At 44.9% G+C, this 21,470-nt stretch carries 21 protein-coding genes and 1 tRNA gene; 10 read left to right on the forward strand and 12 right to left on the reverse strand.

What is annotated here, in order from left to right:
- Nucleotides 1–10: 10 nt before the first annotated feature.
- Genes T497_RS0112530 through T497_RS0112540 form a run of 3 tightly spaced genes read right to left on the reverse strand, consistent with a single transcriptional unit; the run spans nucleotide 11 to nucleotide 1,660 of the window.
- Nucleotides 11–718, reverse strand: a complete 708-nt coding sequence (locus T497_RS0112530) for a JAB domain-containing protein (RefSeq protein ID WP_028515904.1) — start codon at nucleotides 716–718, stop codon at nucleotides 11–13.
- 2 nt (nucleotides 719–720) lie between these two features.
- Entirely contained in the window at nucleotides 721–1,404 is a 684-nt protein-coding gene (locus T497_RS17720; protein ID WP_028515905.1) for a JAB domain-containing protein, read from the reverse strand.
- Between the two features lie 28 nt (nucleotides 1,405–1,432).
- Nucleotides 1,433–1,660: a helix-turn-helix domain-containing protein gene (locus tag T497_RS0112540; RefSeq protein WP_028515906.1), complete on the reverse strand. Its 228-nt coding sequence runs from the start codon at nucleotides 1,658–1,660 to the stop codon at nucleotides 1,433–1,435.
- 351 nt (nucleotides 1,661–2,011) lie between these two features.
- Here T497_RS0112540 and T497_RS0112545 point away from each other — a divergent pair, with 351 nt between their 5' ends.
- A complete protein-coding gene (locus tag T497_RS0112545) occupies nucleotides 2,012–3,964 on the forward strand; it encodes an EAL domain-containing protein (RefSeq protein ID WP_028515907.1) in 1,953 nt (650 codons plus the stop codon).
- Nucleotides 3,965–4,038: 74 nt separating this feature from the next.
- On the opposite strand, the gene T497_RS0112550 is transcribed toward T497_RS0112545, so the two are convergent.
- The gene (locus tag T497_RS0112550) at nucleotides 4,039–5,067 is read right to left on the reverse strand and encodes a 3-deoxy-7-phosphoheptulonate synthase (protein WP_028515908.1); all 1,029 of its coding nucleotides are present in this window, start codon (nucleotides 5,065–5,067) and stop codon (nucleotides 4,039–4,041) included.
- A 204-nt stretch (nucleotides 5,068–5,271) separates the two neighbouring features.
- On the opposite strand from T497_RS0112550, the gene T497_RS0112555 reads away from it, so the two are divergent.
- Nucleotides 5,272–5,859, forward strand: a complete 588-nt coding sequence (locus T497_RS0112555) for a DUF3592 domain-containing protein (protein WP_028515909.1) — start codon at nucleotides 5,272–5,274, stop codon at nucleotides 5,857–5,859.
- Between the two features lie 104 nt (nucleotides 5,860–5,963).
- Nucleotides 5,964–7,676, forward strand: coding sequence for a S41 family peptidase (locus T497_RS0112560; RefSeq protein WP_028515910.1), 1,713 nt, complete (start codon nucleotides 5,964–5,966; stop codon nucleotides 7,674–7,676).
- A 321-nt stretch (nucleotides 7,677–7,997) separates the two neighbouring features.
- Here T497_RS0112560 and T497_RS0112565 read toward each other — a convergent pair whose 3' ends face one another.
- Nucleotides 7,998–9,164 (reverse strand): ABC transporter permease, encoded by a 1,167-nt coding sequence (locus T497_RS0112565; protein WP_028515911.1) that lies wholly within the window; start codon nucleotides 9,162–9,164, stop codon nucleotides 7,998–8,000.
- 2 nt (nucleotides 9,165–9,166) lie between these two features.
- The gene (locus tag T497_RS0112570) at nucleotides 9,167–9,946 is read right to left on the reverse strand and encodes an ABC transporter ATP-binding protein (RefSeq protein ID WP_028515912.1); all 780 of its coding nucleotides are present in this window, start codon (nucleotides 9,944–9,946) and stop codon (nucleotides 9,167–9,169) included.
- 267 nt (nucleotides 9,947–10,213) lie between these two features.
- On the opposite strand from T497_RS0112570, the gene T497_RS0112575 reads away from it, so the two are divergent.
- A tRNA-Trp gene (locus tag T497_RS0112575) sits at nucleotides 10,214–10,289 on the forward strand.
- Nucleotides 10,290–10,533: 244 nt separating this feature from the next.
- Here the strand turns inward: T497_RS0112575 and T497_RS0112580 are convergent.
- From T497_RS0112580 to T497_RS0112605, 6 genes are all read right to left on the reverse strand, one after another.
- Nucleotides 10,534–10,743 (reverse strand): hypothetical protein, encoded by a 210-nt coding sequence (locus T497_RS0112580; RefSeq protein WP_028515913.1) that lies wholly within the window; start codon nucleotides 10,741–10,743, stop codon nucleotides 10,534–10,536.
- Nucleotides 10,730–11,179 carry a YunG family protein gene (locus T497_RS0112585; RefSeq protein ID WP_028515914.1) on the reverse strand — a complete coding sequence of 150 codons (450 nt, stop codon included), beginning with the start codon at nucleotides 11,177–11,179 and terminating at the stop codon, nucleotides 10,730–10,732. Before T497_RS0112585 ends, T497_RS0112580 begins: the two co-directional genes overlap by 14 nt.
- Before the next feature lie 8 nt (nucleotides 11,180–11,187).
- Entirely contained in the window at nucleotides 11,188–11,946 is a 759-nt protein-coding gene (locus tag T497_RS0112590) for a class II glutamine amidotransferase (protein WP_028515915.1), read from the reverse strand.
- A gap of 28 nt (nucleotides 11,947–11,974) precedes the next feature.
- Nucleotides 11,975–13,123 (reverse strand): glutathione synthase, encoded by a 1,149-nt coding sequence (locus T497_RS16875; protein WP_051530670.1) that lies wholly within the window; start codon nucleotides 13,121–13,123, stop codon nucleotides 11,975–11,977.
- A gap of 10 nt (nucleotides 13,124–13,133) precedes the next feature.
- Nucleotides 13,134–13,379 (reverse strand): ACT domain-containing protein, encoded by a 246-nt coding sequence (locus T497_RS0112600; RefSeq protein ID WP_028515916.1) that lies wholly within the window; start codon nucleotides 13,377–13,379, stop codon nucleotides 13,134–13,136.
- A 257-nt stretch (nucleotides 13,380–13,636) separates the two neighbouring features.
- A complete protein-coding gene (locus T497_RS0112605; protein ID WP_028515917.1) occupies nucleotides 13,637–14,443 on the reverse strand; it encodes a HesA/MoeB/ThiF family protein in 807 nt (268 codons plus the stop codon).
- Nucleotides 14,444–14,468: 25 nt separating this feature from the next.
- On the opposite strand from T497_RS0112605, the gene T497_RS0112610 reads away from it, so the two are divergent.
- From T497_RS0112610 to T497_RS18990, 6 genes are all read left to right on the forward strand, one after another.
- On the forward strand, nucleotides 14,469–14,771 hold the full coding sequence (locus T497_RS0112610; protein WP_051530671.1) for a rhodanese-like domain-containing protein: 303 nt from the start codon (nucleotides 14,469–14,471) through the stop codon (nucleotides 14,769–14,771).
- A 932-nt stretch (nucleotides 14,772–15,703) separates the two neighbouring features.
- Nucleotides 15,704–17,854, forward strand: coding sequence for a CapA family protein (locus T497_RS18965; RefSeq protein ID WP_028515919.1), 2,151 nt, complete (start codon nucleotides 15,704–15,706; stop codon nucleotides 17,852–17,854).
- Between the two features lie 4 nt (nucleotides 17,855–17,858).
- Complete coding sequence (locus tag T497_RS0112620) at nucleotides 17,859–18,665, forward strand: SGNH/GDSL hydrolase family protein (protein ID WP_196243044.1); 807 nt, start codon at nucleotides 17,859–17,861, stop codon at nucleotides 18,663–18,665.
- A 239-nt stretch (nucleotides 18,666–18,904) separates the two neighbouring features.
- The gene (locus T497_RS0112625; RefSeq protein WP_028515921.1) at nucleotides 18,905–19,153 is read left to right on the forward strand and encodes a dockerin type I repeat-containing protein; all 249 of its coding nucleotides are present in this window, start codon (nucleotides 18,905–18,907) and stop codon (nucleotides 19,151–19,153) included.
- Between the two features lie 105 nt (nucleotides 19,154–19,258).
- The gene (locus T497_RS0112630; protein WP_028515922.1) at nucleotides 19,259–20,086 is read left to right on the forward strand and encodes an alpha/beta hydrolase; all 828 of its coding nucleotides are present in this window, start codon (nucleotides 19,259–19,261) and stop codon (nucleotides 20,084–20,086) included.
- A gap of 208 nt (nucleotides 20,087–20,294) precedes the next feature.
- Nucleotides 20,295–21,404 (forward strand): DUF5131 family protein, encoded by a 1,110-nt coding sequence (locus T497_RS18990; RefSeq protein ID WP_080693378.1) that lies wholly within the window; start codon nucleotides 20,295–20,297, stop codon nucleotides 21,402–21,404.
- Nucleotides 21,405–21,470: the final 66 nt, after the last annotated feature.

Below are 21,470 nucleotides of genomic sequence, written 5' to 3' on the forward strand. Positions count from 1 at the left end.
CAGCTAACGGCTATTTATAGCCCTTTACGCCGTCGGGCTTCATTTCGGGGAGAAGTCCGCTTGAACGTATTGAAAAGCCGCCCTCAGCGCCGATGATTATATGGTCTGCAAGAACTGCTCCCAGTGTGGAGAGGGCTTTCAGAGCATTGCGGGTGAACAGCATATCGCTGTCCGAGGGCTTGGCTTCGCCGTGTGGGTGATTGTGGGCTATGAAGAATATGTCGCAGTCGCTTTTTATGGCAAATTCCGCGATATCCCGATAGGAGGACGATACACGGGAGGCTGTGCCGAATGCGAGCACCTTGGTAGCGCATATGCGGAAACGGCTGCTCACCGCCGTCATTATCAGCTTTTCGCCTACAGCTCCGATAAAATGGCTGGCGAAATAATCAATTGCCGCCCTGGAGCTGTTGAGAGTCTTTATTGCGAAGCGCTCTGAGTACAGAGAACGGCTGATACAGGGGATAAGCCGCAGAAGAACGGCGGTCTGCTCGTTGACGCGGTTATCCTTCATAAGAAGCGTGGTGTCTGCGTCGGCAAGTGCGTTCACGCTGCCGTATTCGCCGAGAAGCTCCGCGGCAAGCACAGCAGGCTCGTCTGCCTGTGCATAAGTGAGCAGGAGCTCCAGTCTTTCGTGCTCTGTGAGCCCGTCAAAGCCGTCATTATGATATTTTTCGAGAAGCTGCTCCCTGCGCAGCTTTTTATTTTTGTCAGCCATATTCAGAACGCAAATGCGCCGCTGCCGCGCATTGAGAAGCATCTGCCGCCGCCGTATATGACCAGGTCGCTGAAGCCTATGCCTATTGCCGACAGCAGCTCCCCGAAAATACAGGCGATACGGTAGTCCTCATCTTTGGGTATGGCAATGCCTTTTCCGTGGTTTATGCCGATACAGACTGCGGCGGCTCCGCTTTTCAGCAGCATTGCCGCAAGCTCCTTTGGTGTGATGCTGTCGCTTAAAAGCTCGTCTATGGGCAGAGTTACGGTGCGCATTAGCTCGGAGCGTGTTGAAAGGCAGAGAATATTGCATATTCTGGCATTTATGCCCTTGAATTGCTGTGAAATGCAGTCGCAGAGCTGTTTGCGGTCGGAAAGAGTCTCACTGCTGTGGGAGCTCCGCATATAGCTTAGTCCGAAGTCGTTTATGAGTTTGAGGAATACAGCGCCGCCTGCGCCTACGCCTTTGACTTCGCGGAGCTTTTCCTCGCCTGCTGAAAGCACCTTGCTGAGATTGCCGAATTGGTCGGTAAGGTCGTGGGCGATACCGTTGGTATTTACCACGGGACGGGCATAAAACAGTATCAGCTCTAAAAGCTCATGCTCAAAGAGCCCGTCCTGCCCCGAGGAGAGAAAGCGCTGTCTCATGCGGCTTCTGTGTCCTGCGTGAGTATTTTTGTCGTTCATATATATTACTCCTTGATGAAATCAGAACTCAGTGCTGTTTTGGCTTGTTCAGCTCCTTGATGTTTGTCCTGCCGAGGATGTAATCCACGGAAACGCCGTAGAAGTCTGCGAGTATCAGCAAATGCTCCACGGGAATAGTCTGGAAGCCTCTTTCATAGCGTGAATAAACGGTCTGACTTGTGTGCAGGAGCTGGGCTATCTTGGTCTGGGATAAGTCCATATCCTCACGCAGGTCTCTTAATCTTTGAAAGTGCATATTATCACCTCGTAATGTCAGGCTTTAGAACCTTTTGGTACTATTGACTTTAACACATACAGAGGTCAATGTGCATATTTTAGTACTTGCTGGTACTAAAAAGCTTGCTGACAGCCCGAAAACAGTCTGATTCCGAGCCTTTTCTCCGCGCTGTGAATATAAAAACGGAATTTTTTTCCGTGAATGTTGATATGTTCATAATTTTATGCTATAATGATATAAATATATACTCTGTTTGCGCTTTTTTATATCAAACTGTCATAAAAACTGCACTTTTGCTTCAAATCAGTTTTTCTTCTATTCGCTTCATTTCTGTAAACAAAACTGTATATAGCCAAGGGGGGGACAGAGATGATCAGATATACTGATTTCTGTTTTGGTGTTGCATTGTCAGCTTTATTGATCTGTTTCGGAAATCTGGCGTTTACTATACTTGACGGTCATACAAGAAAGCCGCAGAACCGTATTTATATGTCGCTTCTTATGCTTCTTGCCGTCAACGCCGTTTGCGAAATGATCAACGTCCGCGTGGGAGAATATGATATGAGCTCGGAAGTGGCTTTTATGATAACGCGGTCGTCAAAATACGTTTATTTCCTTAGCCACGGTCTTATTGCACCTGTGCTGTACTACTACCTGTCCTTTGTTATAGGACGTTCTGTAGGCTTTAGGTGCAGTTCCGGTGCTTCGCGGAAGGAAAAGCTCCGTGTGATGATCTCATGGGCGATAGTTATCGTTTCCGAGTTTATTGTCGCCATAAATCCGCTGACGCACTGGAGCTGGTACTACACAGAGGAAAGAGTTTTCCACAGAGCATGGGGCGAATACATATTTATCTATATCACTTCGGGCTTATGGATAATCGCAGCCTTTATAATGTGCATGAAGTCGTGGAATATCCTTTCTAAGGGGCGCAAGCGCTCTATCGCCATATGCTTTCTGCTGGCTGTAGTGGGCGTGTGCTTACAGCTCTTCATACCGCAGCTCAGAGTAGAGATACTCATTGAATCTATAGGCTTTTCGGGAGTCCTGCTCTTTATCGAGAACGAGGACGACCGCAAGAACGTTGAGCTTGACGTTTATAATTCGGCGGCTTTCGAGCTTGACCTTAAAGCCAATCTGAAAAACAAAATACCTGTAAAAATACTTATAATACGCAATATCCGCTTCGATAAGACTGCAAATACAGTCGTTTTCGGAAGAATGAACCGTGACCTTATCATAAAAGAGGTATCGGAATACCTTGGAACTGTGATACAGCGCTATTTTATCTATTCTGTGGGACACGGCAGATTTGCTCTTGCTCTTTACGATTATACCGATAAAGAGGCACATGAGCTTGCAGAGACTATCAATAAGCGCTTTCAGCAGCAATGGAATGTAAACGGTATTGATATCATCGTTTCTTCGAGAATTATGCTTGTAAATGTTCCCGAACGTGCTAAAAACGTGGAGGAGGTCATTTATATCGCCGAGTGTCCTATCCCCGAGCTTATGGAGGAGCGTATCATCGAGGGCAAGTCCCTTGACTGGATAATCCGCCGCTCCGCTGTTGAAAAGGCAGTTACCCACGGTCTGGACAAGGGCAGCTTCGAGGTCTATTATCAGCCTACATACAATATCGACAAGACACTTCACGGCGCAGAGGCGCTTCTGCGCATGAACGACAAGGACATGGGAATAATCTATCCCGACGAGTTCATACCTATTGCTGAACAGCTCGGTATCATCGATGTTATTGACGAATTTGTGCTGAAAGAGGTCTGCAAGTTCATATTTACGGGCATTCCTCAGAAAAACGGCATGGACTGCATAAATGTCAATCTTTCGGTGCTGGAGTGTATGAAAGAGGGCTTTGCGGAATATGTCAGCGGAGTTGTTGAAGCCGAGGGCATACGCAAAAAGATGATAAACTTTGAGATAACCGAGTCCGTTGCCGCAAAGGACTATGACCACCTTGCCGATGTCATCGAGCAGCTAAAGCGTGAGGGATTCAAGTTCTCTATCGACGATTACGGTACGGGATACTCAAATATGTCGTCGCTGTTCTCGCTGGGAGCTGATATCATAAAGATAGACAAGAGCATACTCTGGAACGCCGAAAAGAGCGAGCTGGGCATGACTCTGCTGAAAACTTCTATAGATATGGTCCATAAAATGCAGAAAAAGGCTCTCATGGAGGGCGTTGAGACAGAGCAGCAGATAGAGATACTTAAAAAGCTGGGCTGCGAGTATCTGCAGGGCTATTACTTCTCAAAGCCGCTGCCAAAGAATGAATTTATAAGGCTTATCGAGAATAACTGAGAGCATTTGCTGTTACAGGCATAAAAAAGCTTCGTTTTACACAAGTAAAACGAAGCTTTTATGTTTTTATGCGCTTATACTCTGTCGGCAATTTCGAGTATCATCTTTTCGGTCTTTTCCCAGCCGATACACGGATCGGTAATGGACTTTCCGTAGATGTGCTCGTCTACCTTCTGGTTGCCGTCCTCGATGTAGCTCTCTATCATGAAGCCCTTTACAAGCTTGCGGATACTGTCGTTGTAATTGCGGCTGCTGAGGACTTCCTTGACGATACGTGGCTGTTCGAGGTGCTTCTTGCCTGAGTTGCAGTGGTTTGTGTCAACTATGCAGGCAGGATTCTGGAAGCCCTTTGACTCGTAGAACTCGTTGAGGAGCTGGAGATGCTCATAGTGATAGTTTGGCATACTCTGGCTGTGGTGGTTCTCATAGCCTCTGAGGATAGCGTGAGCAAGGGGATTGCCCTCGGTAACTACCTCCCAGCCTCTGTAAAGGAAAGTGTGTCCCGACTGAGCAGCTTCGATAGAGTTCATAAGAACAGGCATACTGCCGCTTACGGGGTTCTTCATTCCGACAGGCACGTTGAGTCCGCTGGCTGTGAGTCTGTGCTGCTGGTTTTCAACAGAACGTGCACCGATAGCAACATAGCCTAAGAGGTCGTTGATATAGCGGTGGTTCTCAGGGTAGAGCATTTCGTCGGCACAGGTGAAGCCTGTCTCCTGTATAGCTCTCAGGTGCATTCTTCTGATAGCAACGATACCCTTGTACATATCGGGCTTCTGGCTGGGATCGGGCTGGTGGAGCATTCCCTTGTAGCCCTTGCCTGTGGTACGGGGCTTGTTTGTGTATATTCTTGGTACGATGAGTATTCTGTCCTTGACCTTTTCCTGAACGCCTCTGAGACGTGTGATGTAGTCTATAACGCTGTCCTCGATGTCAGCTGAGCATGGTCCGATGATGAGAAGCAATCTGTCGTTTTCGCCTCTGATGACTTGTGCGATCTCTTCGTTTCTCGCAGCAATTACCTTGCTGAGCTCTTCCGATACGGGGTATTCGCTTTTGACCTCGGCAGGTATCGGGAGCTTGCACTTGAAATTCATATTCATAGCTTTTTTATCCTTTCTGGCGCAATGCAAAATTTCTAAATCATTATAGCACATATATTTTGAAATAGCAATACTCGCGGTGAATTCTATGTCATTATTATTGCTTTAGTACGAAAAAATGAGCTTTACACCTTGCTATTCATCTAAATTTGTGGTACAATTATATGGTAAATAATATGCTGAAAGGCTAAGGGGGAGCTTTTTATGTCAGAAGTGAACGTATTAGATAATACCACAGGCTGGGTGTTTATCCTTGTCGGGATATTGGTGATTCTTATCGGAGCAGTTATGCTCGCGGTTTTTGTGTGGCTGGGGTTCAAGCGTCCCAAGTACAGAAAAGAGCATTTTACAGGGCATACAACGGGTACTGTTGAGCGTATGTCGAATATTTACAGCTGTAATATCCGCGTACCGCTTGTAAGCTATTCTGTGGAAGGACAGACCTATAAAGTGGCAGGTCCGCGCTTTGCAGCCTGCACCACAGTATTTGCCGATGTGGCAGGTATGCAGGTGCTCAGCGGCGGCTCGAATATCACCGTTGACGGGGAGCTTCCCACTGTGGTGAAAATGAAGGGCAATGCGGCTGCGGCACAGGCGGCTATGGAGTCAAGATACCCCGTGGGAAAGAGCGTTGATGTTTTCTATGATCCCGATAAACCGAAGAAAGCCTTTGTTGAGCGTGACGCTCCGCTGTCGAAAACACTTTCAACTATTCTTTCCGCTGTCAGCGCCGCAGTGAGTGTGATCGGACTTGTGATCCTTATCATCGGCATTGTCGCTCTCACAAGATAAAAAGTACATATCAAGCCGCAGAGTTTGCGTTCTGCGGCTTTTTCATTGACAGGGGAGAGCTGCTGTGGCACAATTCCAATATAATAACAGAACGGAGAACGTTTATGAGTGATATCTGGGGAGCATTCCGCTTCATGGTTGCAGGTACAAATAAAGTACATATAATATGGTTCGGCGTGATACTGCTTGTAATGCTGATACTGGCTGTGCTTCATCACCGCTGGAAGCATTACGAAAAGGAAATGAAGCTTTGGAAAAAGCTTTGTCTCATACCGCTGGGTATAACTACAGTCCACTATTTCATATATGTTTCGGGAGACGATTCTTTCCTGCAATGTTATACTTCTATTTATCTCACGGCTATATTGGCGCTTCTCCCTATGCTGTGCGCAGATATGAAAAAGGGCTACAGAGTAACTGCGGCGATAGTCGGAGTTATTTCCGCTGTATTCTTTCTGTTTTTCAGCACATCGGCGATTGATCCCAATAACTTTGCACGGAAAAGCTACACAAAGTCCTTTCACGCATTGGTTAAGGAGCTTGACAGGAGCTACGTGCTGAAAGAGTGGAAAGAAATAGACTTTTTCGCACTTGAGGAGAAATATATGCCGCAGGTAAGTGAAGCGGAGCAGGAGAAGGATCCTGCCAAGTTTGCCGACGCGGTGGATATGTTCTGCATGGAGCTTCACGACGGTCATGTAAGTGTGCATTGTCATTACGACCATGATAAGTACCAGTCTGCATTTTTGATGAGGGACTACGGTCTTTCCATGATAAAGCTTGACAGCGGAGAGGTCATTGCTGTATGTACTGATAAGTCGGTCAATGAGCTTGGCATAGAGGACGGAACTGTCATCACCCAATGGGACGGCGAGGACGTTTTGCAGGCTGCGGAGAGCATGGAATGCGGTCAGCCTGTAAAAGAAAACGATGATAGAGAAGCATTGTTGGAGCTGTCGGGAAAAGGCGGCGAAACTGTTAAGGTAACGTTTGGGGATAAGAACGGCAGGGAGCAGACCGCGGAGCTCCACGCTCATGACGATGAACATACTTATGACGACGCCTTCAATGCCTTCATGCACTGTCCCGAGAGTTTAGGAGAGCTGGTAAATTCTAATTTCAGCACGAAAATGCTGGACGACAAATGCGGATATCTTGTGCTCAGCGTCGAGACCACAGGCGGCAGTATCCATGATAAAATCTGCTTCAACAAAGGGGAGTGCAAGTGGGCAAGAAAGATGTTCCGCGAAAAGCTGAGCAGACTGAAAGAGCAGGGAATGGAGTACCTTGTTATTGATATGCGCAATAATATGGGCGGCTGCGGAGCTGTGGGCTATGAGCTCTGCGCACTTCTCGGCAGTGAGGATATCTACGCCACAGGCTTGGGCGTCCGCAAAAACGGTGAATACAAACGCTTGACCACTCAGACGATACACTGCACAGGCGAATTTGCCGATTTAAAGGTGGTTGTTCTCACTAACGGCGGTTGCATAAGCGCAGGGGACAGCACAGCCCAGTGCCTTTCAAAGCTGTCCAATGTTACCCTTGCAGGTATCACTAATCCGAGCGGCAGCGGACAGATAACAGGGGGCTGCTGTGTGCTGTCTGAGGGCATAGTCAGCGTGAATTATCCTGTGGGACTTATGCTCAATGAAAATGACGAGCCCGATATCGACACCCGTGCAGACAGGATAAGCCGTAATCCTGTGGAGGTTCGTATACCTCTTGACTATGACGCTGCTATGAAGATATTCCGCGATAAAGAGGACTATGAGCTGAGCTGGGCTGTGAACTATCTCGAAGAAAATGATAAATAAACGCAAAAAAGCTCCACTATGTTTATCTGTTATACTGATATAGAAGCTTATAGTTATTTATGGGGGAAACCTTTCTGAGGAAAGGGTTTCCCCCATACCCCTTTCCAAAGACTTTTATCTGGTTTTTTCACAGATAGGGCGCTCCATAGATAAAAAAAGCCCTGCAAAATGCAGGTGCGCCCTATCTGTGAAAAAACAAAACGAAAGTTTTAGGGAGAGAGTTTGAGAGAAGCCCCTTTTTCAAAAGGGGTTCTCTCAATAATAAACATAAAACTTCTATATAAGTATCATGGATAAACATAGTGGAGCTTTTTTGTATTATCAGCCGTTTACGATTTTTTCTCTTCTGAAAAGCTTTCCTATAATAACAATTCCTAACAGGGCGGCAGCAATATTGATCCCGAATGTTATTCCTGCATTTGCCCATGAATAGTTGAGCTTTATACCGTCCTGAAGTAGTTTTACCGAATTCCATACAGGGATTATGTAGTTTTTTGCTCCAAGCTTTTCAACATTTGACGCAAAGCTGTCGCTGGAGCACAGTAAAGAAGGTATCATTACGATAAGCAGAAGTATAGGCGAAAGCTGTGTTGCCTGTTTTACGTCCTTGGCAACTGTGGAAATAATAAGGAGTATTACCGCAAATACGAATGCACCTGTAATAACTGCTCCCAGAAGCAATGCATAATCTGATATACTGTAGCTGGTGTTTTCTGCTATCGCTAATGCCTCTGAGAACTTTGGCAGAGATAACGCCATTCCTGCAAAAGCCGAACAGCTTGAGATTATAGCGACTAAAAGTATTGAGATGGATTTTCCTGCCGCAAGACTTTCACGTCTTATTGGAGTTATCAGCATGGTGTTGAGGAAGCCCTTTTCCTTGTCGCCTGCGATAGAGTTTGCTGCAAGATTCATACAAACCATATATACAGCCATGAATACCATAAGTGGTATTATTCCGCTAAGAAGATTTCTCAGCATTGCCGCCTTATCCACAAGATCATATTCTATATCAGTTGATTCATTGAAAGTGAATATACGTGGCTGCATTGCAGTGAATATAACTGTGGCTTTGGAGTACAGCTCCATAGAGGAGTCTTTATCGGAATTATAGAAAATATCTATATTTGACAGCGAATTTGTATCTTCCGAGCCCATTTTGAAGTCATCGGGGAATATCATAAGCATATCCGCGTCTTTGCTCTTGACCTGTGATTTATATTTTTCAATGTCATTATCGGGAGCAGGCTTTATGCCGAGCTCGTCAAGGGCGGAGCTGAATTCCGCAGGTGCATTTATGCTGTATGCAATGATCGATTTGTTATCCTGTACTGTGCTATCCTCACGCATACCGGACCACATTGCCGACATAAGCATACCATATCCGAATACTATAGCGAAGGGCAGGATAAACATCTGCATTAATATCGCCTTATCGCTGAAAAAGGCTCTTATTTCTTTTTTTGCAACTGTAATAATATCTCTCATGGTCACACCTCATCTTTTCCGCCGTTAAGGCTTGTATAAATATCGTAGAAAGCGTCCTCGAGGGAGCGTCCCTGCATGAGGTTTTCCAGTGTATCGTCTGCAACTATCTTGCCGTCCATTATCATGGCGGCTCTGTCACAGACCTTTTCTACGAGGTCGAAGAGGTGAGTGGAGATTATTACGCACTTGCCGTTTTTCTTCATATTGAGTATGAACTCGCGTACCTCGCGGGCAGCGATGATGTCAAGTCCGTTTGTTGGCTCGTCAAGAATTACGAACTTAGGATCGTGGATAACCGAAATTACCAGAGATACCTTTTGTCTCTGTCCCTGTGAGAGCTTAGAAATAGTAGTATCAGCGAATTTGTTTATGCCAAACTCGTCAAAGAGCAGCTTTTTGCGCTTTTCCGCTGTGTCCTTAGAAACGTGGTAAAGCTCTGCGAAGAAGTCGAACATGATGTTAGGTGTGGACTTCATATCGGGTTTTAGGTCGGTAGTAAGGAATGCCAGCTGTGAGCGTATCTCCTCGGGAGACTTGACGGCGCTGACTTCATTATAGAAAGCGTCACCGCTGTCGGGAGCAATAAGAGTTGCAAGCATACGCATAGTAGTTGTTTTGCCTGCGCCGTTAGGTCCGATAAGACCGAAAACTTCGCCTGATTTTGCGGTAAAGCTGATACCGTCAACGGCTACCTTTTTCTTTTCTTTTATGCCGAGAGCTTTTCGTTGTTTTTCACTTATTGTGAAAGTTTTTACGAGGTTTTGTACTTTCAGTGTTTCCATTTTATCCTCCATAATTATGTTTTATGCTGCGGCATTGCCACAGCAGTGTGTATATACATTATATACATTGTCGGTGAGTTTGTCAAGTCTTTAGCAAAAAATATGGAAATTTTTTACTGTGGAGTAAATGGCAGAAAAAGGATATCTGTGTTTTCTATAGCCGAAAAAGCAAACTTTGGTTAAAAAATAAATTTTTCTAAAATCTATTGACAGCTTCGAGCGGTTCTGATATAATTATTATGTTGTGATTAGCTCATAACAGAATATAGGGGTATAGCTCAGTTGGTAGAGCAGCGGTCTCCAAAACCGCGTGCCGAGGGTTCAAGTCCTTCTGCCCCTGCCAAGTTGAAAGCTGCATTTTTGATACAAATTGTATAAAATGTAGCTTTTTCTTTTGTTAATAAGAACGATAGCGTATGTTTTGATACATACGCTATTTTTTATATATTTACTTTTATCGATATGTAATGTCAGTTTCACCACAAAACAATGATTATTGGAAAAGCTAATAAGTTCTATCATCCTGTAACAGATACGCCTTATAATTATACTGCGTATCACAGTTATTGTCTGATACGAAATAGTTATTATAGTTCGGAATAATACCTGAGAAATTCCTCTGTACAGGCGGTTTTATACATTGGCGCGGACTGCCACACAAGCTCGCCCTCGCATTCAAGGCTGAGCACGTAGCCGTCGCACTGATTCCAGCCGTATAAAAGATAATCTCTGCCGTTATGGGAAAAGCTCAGCTCATCGTCCGAAATAATGGCTTTTCTGAGTTCATTCGTGCTCATAGTTATGCTCCGTATATTCTTTCAGTTTTGCTTTGAGATACTCATATCTCTCATGTTTCTCAGTTTTTGAGAAGTGTACTTCTCTGAACTGCTCGGGATTTTCAGTATAGTCAAGTATTTCATCACCGAACTGTTCGCTTGTAAGGTCGAATACCACATCTCCCACAACATTGTAGCAGTGGTAATTTCCTTTTGGTCTGGGGACTCCGTAAACCTTTCCTCCGAAGATATCCTGCGCTAAAAAAGCGGTTATGGCGCACTGCCCGAGAGTTATATTCTCCTTGCTCCACTTGATGCGCAGACGGGGAGCGCAGGTGTACTCGCACCATATCTCTGTAAGGGCGTCATATAGCTTCTGCGGCGTATCTATGCCCTTGAAGTCGTTATTTATCGGCGGTACCAAAGCGGTTTCCCAGCCGTAGAAATTATAGCTCATAATTCACCTCATATATACATTGCGTCCATTGCCGTGATATACTCAAGGGGCGGAACGAAAGTGCCCTTATGGCGGTCTCCGCGATAGACCTCTCTGCCGTGTTTGTAGGCGATGACCTGCGCCATTGGAAACGGTATCCACACGCCGTCATCAAGGGGCTTTGTGGCAAAAATAATGCCGTTTTCAAGCCTTTTGAAGCAAAGCGTATTTTTCAGATTCTTGTGTACATAGAGCATATTGCCGTCGTATATCATCAGATTCAGCTTGTTCCGCGGAGCGTTCTCCACTATGAATTTATTGACTACCTCAAAGCGTTCATGCTCCTTGGGAACAGCCCGTGAGATATGCTCATTCATATAGTCGAGAAGTGAAAGGAAGAAGCGCTCGGAGTCCGTATCTCCCTGCTGTGCGGCAGAATAACGATGATTATGTCTGCCGTTGAAGATAGTGCCGTTGTGGATAAGAGTCCATTCTCTGCCCGAAATATCCTTTCCCGTGAATGGGTGGCAGTTGTTCTCGTTTATAGAACCGACGGTGGCAAATCTTATATGTGCGAGGAGATTTTTCTGTGGAGCAAGACTATATATCATATCGCCGAGAAAACTGCTCTCACTGGCGCAGACAGGCTCTTTCAGAATGACTCTGCTGCCGTTTTCGTACATCATTCCCCAGCCGTGGGGATTGCTTCTGCTGTGAGCAAAAAAACTGCGCAGATAGTCCGATATATCCGTATTCTTTTCAGAGGTGAAGCCCAGAAGCTCGCACATTTATTTCACCGCCTTGTCTGATTATCAATTACTTTGCAGAAGCCGATACAATTGAGGTTTTGAAATGATTTCTGCCGAGTATTTTTTCTTTCTCAAATGCAATTATTTCAAGTGCCTTTTCGTTGTCCGAGAAATGCTTTTCCATTTCCTCGATGACCTCAAGTCCGCGCTCTAAAAGCTTTGTATCGGGCTCAAGAAGTGCCGCATTTTTATGGTCGCGGACAGCCTTTTCCTGGAGCTCGGGAGCAAAGTCGAAATCGGCTTGCGAGAGCAGATAGAGAATAAGCAGATGAGCAAATTCAAGGTCTCTGCTGTCGATTCCGAGAGCTGCGGAGGGATTGAGGTCGAACATTCTCAGCTCGATGTGGTCAACGCCCTTTGCTGCAAGATTTTCAAGGGTATTCACGCCCTTTGGTTTAAGGCGTATGGGCAGGTACAGCTCGCTTGCGGAGTACAGTGAGCCCGTCACGATATGCTTCTTGATACTGCCTGTGAACGTCTTTAAGCTCCTGTGGTCGAGTATGGGCAGGAATTTGTTCCAGTAGCCCCGTTTGCTGTTTCGCAGGGACGAATACTCACTCATAATTATACCGCTTTTTCCGTCCTTGTCAAGTGAAGCGTCATAATATGGACTTGCCGCCGTAAGCAGCACCAGAAGCCAGCTGTGCACCATGAGCTGCTTGTAAAGCCTGAGATAAAACTCGTCGCGGAATGTATGGAAGTCCTCGTTATTTGTATTGAGCTCGCGGAGAAATTCCTCTGCAAATGAGAAATTGAAGTGTATCCCCGAGAAAAGCATTAGCTTTTTGCCGTATTTCTGTTGTAATACCTCACGGTATGCACGTTTCGAGGAATGGTCGCCTGTGAAGTCTGCAATGGGTATATCCTTCTCGCTGTCAAAGTGTGGAGGGTTGCTGTACAGCCAAATGCTCTCGCCGTTTTTGGCAAGCTCCTCACGGGTTCTTTTGTCAAGCTCCGCAAGGGCTTCAATAGCCTCGTCAACGCTGTGGCAGACAGGAGTTACGAGCTCCACCTGATTCTCGCAGAAGTCACGGGTGATATGCTCGTCATTGCCGAAAGGGTGGGGAGTCTGAGCAAGTCTGCCCTGACCGTCCACACGGAGAGTTTCACGCTCAATGCCGAATTTTCCGCTGTAATAATATTTACTTGTGGTCATAAATATCACCTCAGATATCTGTAATTCTTACCTGCCGCACATTTTTTATCCTGCGGAGCCTGCGGGAAACAGCTTCATCTTCGGAAGCAGTCTCAAAGCAGATATCGGCAGTAAAATGCGAAACAAGGGTATTCTGTTCGTCTGTCACTACATTGGCTGTATGAGTTATTATGTTGCCGTTAAGGCGTCTGATGACGTTGGAAATCTCGCCGACAAGACCTATCCTGTCAAGGGATATCACTTCAATTCTTTTCATATGATTCCTCCTGCAAATAAAAATAGTCTGCCTCCGCGGCAGACTGTTTGCTTACAGGCAGAAAAAGCCTATGATACAGAAAGCACGGGGCTCGTTATACAAATATTCATTTTACACATATGTACCTGCATAACAAACACCTCCGTTAATACATACTGATTTACTATGTTTATATTATACTATAATTAGCATACTTTGTCAATAGGATTTCTGTGAATTGGTTATTGACTTTTACTCTTGCCGGTTATATAATCATATTATAACAAGCTGCAAGCCTGCTGTTCCTCGTCAAAAAGCTCGGTTATAGCCGGATCATCGCCGCATATAGGACAGGACGGAACTCTTTTCGGCAGTTTTACCCTGCGCCATTCCATTTTAAGTCCGTCGAATATGAGCATACTTCCTGTGAGAAGCTCCCCCTGACCTGTGTTGTACTTCACGGCTTCAAGAGCCTGCATGGAACCTATTATACCAGCCATAGCGCCGATAACTCCTGCTTCACGGCAGCTGGGGACTGCGTCCTTCGGCGGCGGAGCTTCAAATATACAGCGGTAGCAGGGACCTTTATCGGGGACATATGTCATAAGCTGCCCCTCAAAGCGCAGGATACCTGCGTGACAAAAGGGCTTGCGTCCAAGGATGCAGGCGTCGTTTATGAGGAACTTTGTGGGGAAGTTGTCCGCGCCGTCGATTATGAAGTCGTAATCTGCTATCATAGCCGCGATGTTTTTGCTGTTTACGTATTCGTGATATGTGATAACTTCAACATCGGGATTGAGGGCTTTTATGGTCTCGGCAGCGGACTGTACCTTTGTTTTGCCCACATCATCGGTGGTGTGTATTATCTGCCTTTGCAGGTTTGAAAGCTCCACGTTATCGCAGTCGGCAATGCCGATAGTTCCCACGCCTGCGGCTGCAAGGTACATGGCGGCAGGTGCGCCGAGACCTCCTGCGCCAATGATGAGCACCTTTGCGGCAAGGAGCTTCTTCTGCCCCCTTACGCCTATTTCTTTTAATGTGATGTGTCTCGAATAGCGTTCGAGCTGTTGGTCTGTTAAAGCCATTTTTGCCTCCCGAAAGGAAATTGATATGAAAAGTATAAATGCGGCGGAGTTATCCGCTCTTGATATGGAAAAAGTGCTTCTTCTCGATATAAGGAGCCGCGAAGAATTTGAAAACAACGGTATAAAAGGCTCGGTAAACGTGCCCTTTGACGAGATTTCAACGAGACTATCAAAGCTCCCCAAGGATAAGCCTGTCTACGTACTGTGCAGGACAGGGGACCTCAGCGAAGAAGTCGCCGAGATACTGGAAGACCGAGGATATGACGTATATAATGTGGAGGGCGGTCACGCCGCATATATCGTAAGTCTTGCAAGTGCAAAGCTGTAAACGTAATTCCTACTTGTTTAATAAGTATAGCATATACACATGAGCTTTTCAAGGGCGTCGGGTATAGCTTTTTTCTATAATCTGCAATGGCTTTTTTGCATTGGACAAACCGCTTTCTGTGTGATATACTAAAGCCACACCAAACGAAAGGAGCGGTGAAAATGAAAAACAGAATATCCTGTATGCTTGGTATGCTCCGCTCCATCGTCAGGGGGACAGACCGAATGTGCAGCACGGGACGATGTTAAAACGGGAACCATTTTTAGCTGAAGCATTAAGTGTATAACCTCCTAAAACAATACATTTAAACGGAATGACAAAACAGCTTCTTCTATAACGAAGAACAAAAACGCTCGGGCTTTCATCAGGTTCGGGCGTTTTTTATTGAGCTTATCCCAAATTCTGTGTAAACGAAAATAGTGCAATAATAAAGTTTGGGATGAGACCGATTGTGGAAGCAGTCGGTCTTATCTGCATAACAGCCGCCTCACATACTACTGACACATTAATACGTACCTTTATACAACGAAACGAATAATTAATCAAATGAGAGTTGATGGATTATACTGCTTGAAAATGAATCAAAAGATGCCTTGCCTTTGAGCATAGCCTTGAACTGAGTAAAAATGGGGAACATTGTTTTTATTAGTGGAGCAAAAGCCGCAATCAACGTAAAATCGGAAGATAATATTGCTTTTTCAGTATAACTATGATATAATGTATGTAAAGATTTACTCAGGATTCTTCGCATTTTCATCAACGAATGACACAGACTGCTGCCGTATCGTACAAGTGCAGCTTTCACGTATAGTCCTTTAGCATCTGAAAGGAACAGGCATTGACCGTGAAGCACTCCGTACAGGCAAGGACTGCGGTAAGATATATAAATACGGGCTGAGTTATCAGGTTATGTTTACGGGGGGTAAGAAATAATGGATTCGATAAAAACAATAAACACCAATAGAAGCGCTTACTGGGATAATATGAAAGGTGTGCTAATGCTTTTGGTGGTATTCGCACACATCTTGTTTCAGCTTCAGGATTATTCGGATACGATAAACAGTACCGTAGATTACATATATATGTTTCATATGCCGGCGTTTGTTTTTATTTCAGGCTACTTTGGAAAAAGTGAACGCTCGCACAGCTTTGAAAGCATTATCAAGCTTGTTTTTCTCTTTTTTATTTTCAACAGCATAATAGGCTTCATCTACGGATTTAAATCCCTATTGCAGCCGATGTTCTCTTATTGGTACCTTATCGCGCTGATCGCATGGCGGCTTACTGCACATCATATTGCAAAATTCAAGGATATCAATCTAATACTTTTTATCATCGCATTGTTTGCAGGTTTTTATTCTTCTATTGACAATACGTTTTCAGCAGCGAGGATCATCGGCTTTTATCCGTTTTATATGAGCGGCTATCTGCTGTCAGCGGAAAAAAGTGATAAGCTATGCCGGAAGAAATATACTAAAAAACTGCTGTCAGGCTCACTTTGTTTGATCGGTTCAGCTGTTTTAATGTATATCGGGTATCACTTTTTTTATTATACCGACAATGCGCTTCAGATGGCAGCATATGAAGATTCGGTAGATGCTTTTGGCAGGATAGTACTTTACGTGATCGCTTTCCTTGCGATATATGCACTAAGATGCTTTACGCCGCAGAATAAAATTCCTTTTATCACAATGTTTGGACGGAATTCTTTATGGATATATGTTTCCCACAGACCTTTCACCTTATTGATAAGCGATCATATAAAAGGTATTGGAACCGGCTATATAATGATGATTTCCGTAATATCAGCGCTTGCAATATGTTTGATCTTCGGTAATGACTTTATCTGCAAGTATTTTAAGCATTTTATGGACGGCGGAGCTGCAATATTCACATCGGACAGAGGAAAAAAGACTTCTTTCTCACAGATAGCTGCGCTTATGGTTTCACTTGGCTTTATAGTATCTGCTCTTGTAAAATCATATGCAGGTGTGAGCAAAGCTGACATTATAAAGCTGATAAAAGGGGAATATAATGGAGATGATGAAGCGAAAAATACCGAGAACGACTATGGCGAAGAGGCTATCTACCCGATAATGACTGATGAACAGGAAAAGGAATTCAATAATGCGTTCCGTATAACTTTTGCGGGAGACCTGATACTGCTTGAAGATCAGGTAAAACGTGCATACAATGGCAGTGAATATGACTTTACAGATGTTTTTGAATATGCACAGCCATATATTTCCTCCGCTGATTATGCAATAGGTGTATTTGAAGGTCCTATGGCAGGCGAAAAGGCAGGGTATACCTCAAGCAATTTTAATGACGGAAAAGAGCTATATCTCAATTTCCCCGATTCTTTTGCATCAGATGTCAAAAAAGCTGGCTTTGATCTTGTGACTACTGCCAATAATCATCTTCTTGACAAAGGCGAGGAAGGAGCCCTCAGAACGATAGATATTCTTGATAAGATCGGTCTTGACCATACAGGTTCTTACAGATCTGCTGAGGATAAGGAAGAAAACCGTGTGAAACTGATAGAATGTCAGGGGATAAAAATGGCAGTTCTCTCTTATACATACGGAAGCAACCATATTAACGACAACTGGCTGATAGACGGCAGATATTCCTATCTGACCTCTGTCATATCCAATACGGAGGGAGAGCGCTTTGAAAAGCTCAGACAGTCGGTTGAAGAAGATTTCCAAAAGGCACGGTCTATGTCACCTGATCTGATCGTAGTCTTACCGCATATCGGCACTCAATTCTCAAATGAGGCAGACGAGACTCAGAAAAAATGGTTTGATATTTTCATAGAGAATGGAGCGGATATCATTCTCGGTGATCATCCTCATGTAGTTGAACCTGTACAGATAGAAAACAACAATGGAAAAAATGTATTTATCAGTTATTGTCCCGGAAACTTTGCGAATATCTATCGTGAGGATCAGGGTGATACAAGTATGCTGATAGATGTTTACATTGACCGTGATACCAAAAAAGTGATCGGAGGAAGTATCGTTCCGCTGTATACACACGCAAGGGCAGATGGCAATTACCGTGCAGTTTCCCATACATGAGATCATGTTCAAAAAAGAACTGAGGGAGCAGCTTACCACTGATGATATCGACAAAGCAGCCGAGTCCAATGCACTTATAACCAATGTGGTATTCAGACACGAAATGGATATTTCGTCCGTTACAGAGCGCTATTACTTCAACGAAAACGGTTTTATCCGTTCCAAGGCTGAGGGACTGGACATAACGGAAGAAATGAAGTCAGGTGTCCTTTACTCAGCTATGAAAAAGGCTGATTCGATATGCTTTATCGGCGACAGCGTTACTGAAGGAACAAAAAACGGCGGCTGTCCGTGGTATGAACCGATAGAGAAATATTTTAAGGACAAACAGATCATGAATTACTCAAAAGGCAGCTGTACTGTGTCTTATATGACAGAACGCGCCGATAATATCCCAAAGGCTCAGCTCTATGTTATCGCTCTTGGTACAAATGATGTGAGATACCGCGATGATGCAGTTTGCGCAATGACTGCGAATGATTATATACTGGAGATCGAATCGCTCAGATCAAAGCTGTCAACGCTATCGCCTGATTCAGACTTCGTTTTCATTGCACCGTGGTATTCCACAGACGGAGATCCGTTCTGTTTGCTTTCTTTTGCAGAAAAAACTGACCTGAACGATGAATACTCTTCAGCGCTTGAACAATACTGCAAAGAGCATTCATACAGTTTCATAAATGCTAATACCTATATCAGAGACAAACTTACTGTAATGCCTGATAAGACCTATCTTCTTGACCACATACACCCGAATGCTTCAAAGGGAGTTGTAATGTATTCCGAAGCAGTTCTGTCGTATCAAGAATAAGAAAACAGACAGCTCCCGATATGGGAGCTGTTTTTTCTTCTGTTTATGTGAGCATTTAATTGACTTATAAAATACAGAAAAAATATTAAATGCTATCTTATCGGTGATACAGAAATTGAGCTTTCACGTTTTTATTCTTTGATATTCTTGACTTTTGTGCCGATATGCTGTAAAATAAAGGTATCATTTCAAGCAATGACACACGGAGGGGTATTAAAACGAATATTATCAAAAAAGCAATGTCTGCTCTTGCAGCTGCCGCAGTTCTTGCAGTCGGCTCTTCTGCGCCTGCTATAGCTGCAACTACAGGCGATCTTAACAACGACGGCGTCATCGACTCATTCGATCTGGTATTATGCCGAAAGAACCTGATTACCATGTTTTCGGGCGGACAGGCTGATATGCTGGGCGATATCGACGGCAACGGCTCTATCCAGATAAACGACCTTGTACTGCTTCAGAAGTATGTGCTGGGTTCGATAAAGTAGTTCCCGCAGGCATCAGCTGCGACAACGACTGTTACTGCGACCACCACAACTTCTTCTGCACCTGTTGTTACTACAACTACAACTGTCAACAGCGGTGACAGCTACATGAAGAAAATGGCGGCGGATATTCATCTTCACGAGGACAGCTCCGTTACCGAGAAAAAGGGCGGTGTTGATTACGGAAAGATTGAGAAAAAGACCTATTACTCCAAGGACGCCGAGTGCGAAAAGAATCTCAATATCCTGCTCCCACCCGGCTACGACGGCAGTCAGAAGTATCCCGTAATGTATGTTTTCCACGGTATTTTCGGCTCTGAGGACTCCATGACAGACGACAGCATGAAGATACAGACTATGCTGGGAAATCTCGTTGCTTCGGGCGAAGCTGAGAAAATGATAATCGTATTTCCGCAGATGTTCACCACAAAGGACAGAAGCCTTTTCCCTGCATTTACAAATGAATCCTCACGGGCTTACGACGCTGTACGTGAAGACCTTGAAAACAGCATAATGCCCTTTATGAAGGAAAACTACTCGATAAAAACAGACAGGGAGAATACTGCTGTTACAGGCTTCTCAATGGGCGGCAGAGAGGCTCTCTATGTTGGTGTTACCAGACCTCAGCTCTACGGCTACGTTGGCGGAGTTTGCCCTGCTCCCGGTATATTCCCAACTGTCGACGGCAATATGACTCATGAGGGCTGTATGTCACCCAGCGAGTTCTGCTTCGGTTCAGCTCCGAGCCCATATGTGCTTATGATAACCTGCACGCGGTTTGACGGTACTGTAGGCGACGCTCCCGAGAGCTACCACAAGGCTCTTGAGCAGAACAGCGTTGAGCATATCTGGCATGAGCTTACCGACGGCGACCACGGTTCCATATCCGTAAGAGCGCATATGTATAACTTCCTGAGATACGCATTTAAAGCATAACTAACAAAGAGGCTCATTCGAGCCTCTTTTTCACTTGTTTTGAGAATTGCCTTTATGAGAAAAAGCTGATACACCTGCATTTTCAGGGAATAAATGAATAATTTTGAACGCAGGCAAACGCGATGTATTGCATTATTTTTTATATAATGCTATAATAAATATCTGCGGTACACAAGCCGTATACTTCATTACTAAAGGAGCGATGAAAATGTCGATATGGAATCCGTGGCATGGCTGTCACAAGATAAGTGCAGGCTGTGCGAATTGCTACGTTTACCGCAGGGACGAAAGTATCGGCAAGGACGCTTCCATTGTTGCAAAGACTGGAGATTACGATCTGCCGCTGAAAAAGAACCGTCAGGGACAGTACAAGCTGACCGCTGAGGACGGAATTGTATTTGCCTGCATGACGTCGGACTTCTTCCTTGAAGACGCCGATGAATGGCGGCAGGGCTGCTGGGACATGATACGTCAGCGTCAGGATCTTCATTTTCACATTATAACCAAGAGGATAGACCGCTTTGCTCAGTGCATACCGTCCGACTGGGGAGACGGCTGGGACAATGTTACCATATGCTGCACCTGTGAAAATCAGGACAGAACTGACTACAGACTGCCGATATTTCTGAGTCTGCACATAAAGCACCGCGAAGTCATCTGCGAGCCCATGATAGGGGAGATAAACATGGAAAAGTACCTTGCAAAGGGACTTATTGAGCACGTCAGCTGCGGCGGTGAATCAGGGGATAATGCTCGTCCCTGTGATCTCAGGTGGATACAGGAGGTTCGCCGTGAATGTATCCGCTGTGCAGTGCCATTCACGTTCAGACAGACGGGAGCTGTATTCATTAAAGACGGCAGGACCTATCATTTAGACCGAAAGCTCCACATATCACAGGCGAAAAAGTCAGGCTACAGCTATATCCCCAATATGGGCATGGCAGACGCGATAAAATACAAGCTTCCTGACAGGGGAGCGCTCTTTGCCAGACTAAGCAGGTCGGATTTCAGAAACAGATTCCATTTGTCGGCAAAGGATAAGGCTTATGTGACTGAAAAGGGAATTGATACCATACGAAGTCACGCACGGGATTTCGTAGAAAAGCGGCTTTCAGCGGAGAATCCAGAAAACGACGGCAAGCAGACTCCCATGAAAGGTCACCCTGTATTCATAGCGCAGCACGCAGCTGCCTGCTGCTGTAGGAGCTGTCTCGAAAAGTGGCATAATATCCCGTCGGGAAAGGTCCTGACAGAAGGGGAGCGCTCCTATATAGTAGATGTCCTTATGGACTGGATAGAAAGGGAAATGCACCTATAGGACTGAATCCAATACATATTATAAAAGGACGGCATGAAAGCCGTCCTTTTTTGCATTAATTATGAG

This window comes from Ruminococcus flavefaciens MA2007 (assembly GCF_000621845.1).
In the GTDB taxonomy this organism is placed as follows: Bacteria; Bacillota; Clostridia; order Oscillospirales; family Ruminococcaceae; genus Ruminococcus; species Ruminococcus flavefaciens_E.

What these genes read in the sequence shown, in the direction of transcription:
- T497_RS0112530 (WP_028515904.1), bottom strand. Translation starts at nt 718, where the DNA reads ATGGCTGACAAAAATAAAAAGCTGCGCAGGGAGCAGCTTCTCGAAAAA.
- T497_RS17720 (WP_028515905.1), bottom strand. Translation starts at nt 1,404, where the DNA reads ATGAACGACAAAAATACTCACGCAGGACACAGAAGCCGCATGAGACAG.
- T497_RS0112540 (WP_028515906.1), bottom strand. Translation starts at nt 1,660, where the DNA reads ATGCACTTTCAAAGATTAAGAGACCTGCGTGAGGATATGGACTTATCC.
- T497_RS0112545 (WP_028515907.1), top strand. Translation starts at nt 2,012, where the DNA reads ATGATCAGATATACTGATTTCTGTTTTGGTGTTGCATTGTCAGCTTTA.
- T497_RS0112550 (WP_028515908.1), bottom strand. Translation starts at nt 5,067, where the DNA reads ATGAATATGAATTTCAAGTGCAAGCTCCCGATACCTGCCGAGGTCAAA.
- T497_RS0112555 (WP_028515909.1), top strand. Translation starts at nt 5,272, where the DNA reads ATGTCAGAAGTGAACGTATTAGATAATACCACAGGCTGGGTGTTTATC.
- T497_RS0112560 (WP_028515910.1), top strand. Translation starts at nt 5,964, where the DNA reads ATGAGTGATATCTGGGGAGCATTCCGCTTCATGGTTGCAGGTACAAAT.
- T497_RS0112565 (WP_028515911.1), bottom strand. Translation starts at nt 9,164, where the DNA reads ATGAGAGATATTATTACAGTTGCAAAAAAAGAAATAAGAGCCTTTTTC.
- T497_RS0112570 (WP_028515912.1), bottom strand. Translation starts at nt 9,946, where the DNA reads ATGGAAACACTGAAAGTACAAAACCTCGTAAAAACTTTCACAATAAGT.
- T497_RS0112580 (WP_028515913.1), bottom strand. Translation starts at nt 10,743, where the DNA reads ATGAGCACGAATGAACTCAGAAAAGCCATTATTTCGGACGATGAGCTG.
- T497_RS0112585 (WP_028515914.1), bottom strand. Translation starts at nt 11,179, where the DNA reads ATGAGCTATAATTTCTACGGCTGGGAAACCGCTTTGGTACCGCCGATA.
- T497_RS0112590 (WP_028515915.1), bottom strand. Translation starts at nt 11,946, where the DNA reads ATGTGCGAGCTTCTGGGCTTCACCTCTGAAAAGAATACGGATATATCG.
- T497_RS16875 (WP_051530670.1), bottom strand. Translation starts at nt 13,123, where the DNA reads ATGACCACAAGTAAATATTATTACAGCGGAAAATTCGGCATTGAGCGT.
- T497_RS0112600 (WP_028515916.1), bottom strand. Translation starts at nt 13,379, where the DNA reads ATGAAAAGAATTGAAGTGATATCCCTTGACAGGATAGGTCTTGTCGGC.
- T497_RS0112605 (WP_028515917.1), bottom strand. Translation starts at nt 14,443, where the DNA reads ATGGCTTTAACAGACCAACAGCTCGAACGCTATTCGAGACACATCACA.
- T497_RS0112610 (WP_051530671.1), top strand. Translation starts at nt 14,469, where the DNA reads ATGAAAAGTATAAATGCGGCGGAGTTATCCGCTCTTGATATGGAAAAA.
- T497_RS18965 (WP_028515919.1), top strand. Translation starts at nt 15,704, where the DNA reads ATGGATTCGATAAAAACAATAAACACCAATAGAAGCGCTTACTGGGAT.
- T497_RS0112620 (WP_196243044.1), top strand. Translation starts at nt 17,859, where the DNA reads ATGTTCAAAAAAGAACTGAGGGAGCAGCTTACCACTGATGATATCGAC.
- T497_RS0112625 (WP_028515921.1), top strand. Translation starts at nt 18,905, where the DNA reads ATGTCTGCTCTTGCAGCTGCCGCAGTTCTTGCAGTCGGCTCTTCTGCG.
- T497_RS0112630 (WP_028515922.1), top strand. Translation starts at nt 19,259, where the DNA reads ATGAAGAAAATGGCGGCGGATATTCATCTTCACGAGGACAGCTCCGTT.
- T497_RS18990 (WP_080693378.1), top strand. Translation starts at nt 20,295, where the DNA reads ATGTCGATATGGAATCCGTGGCATGGCTGTCACAAGATAAGTGCAGGC.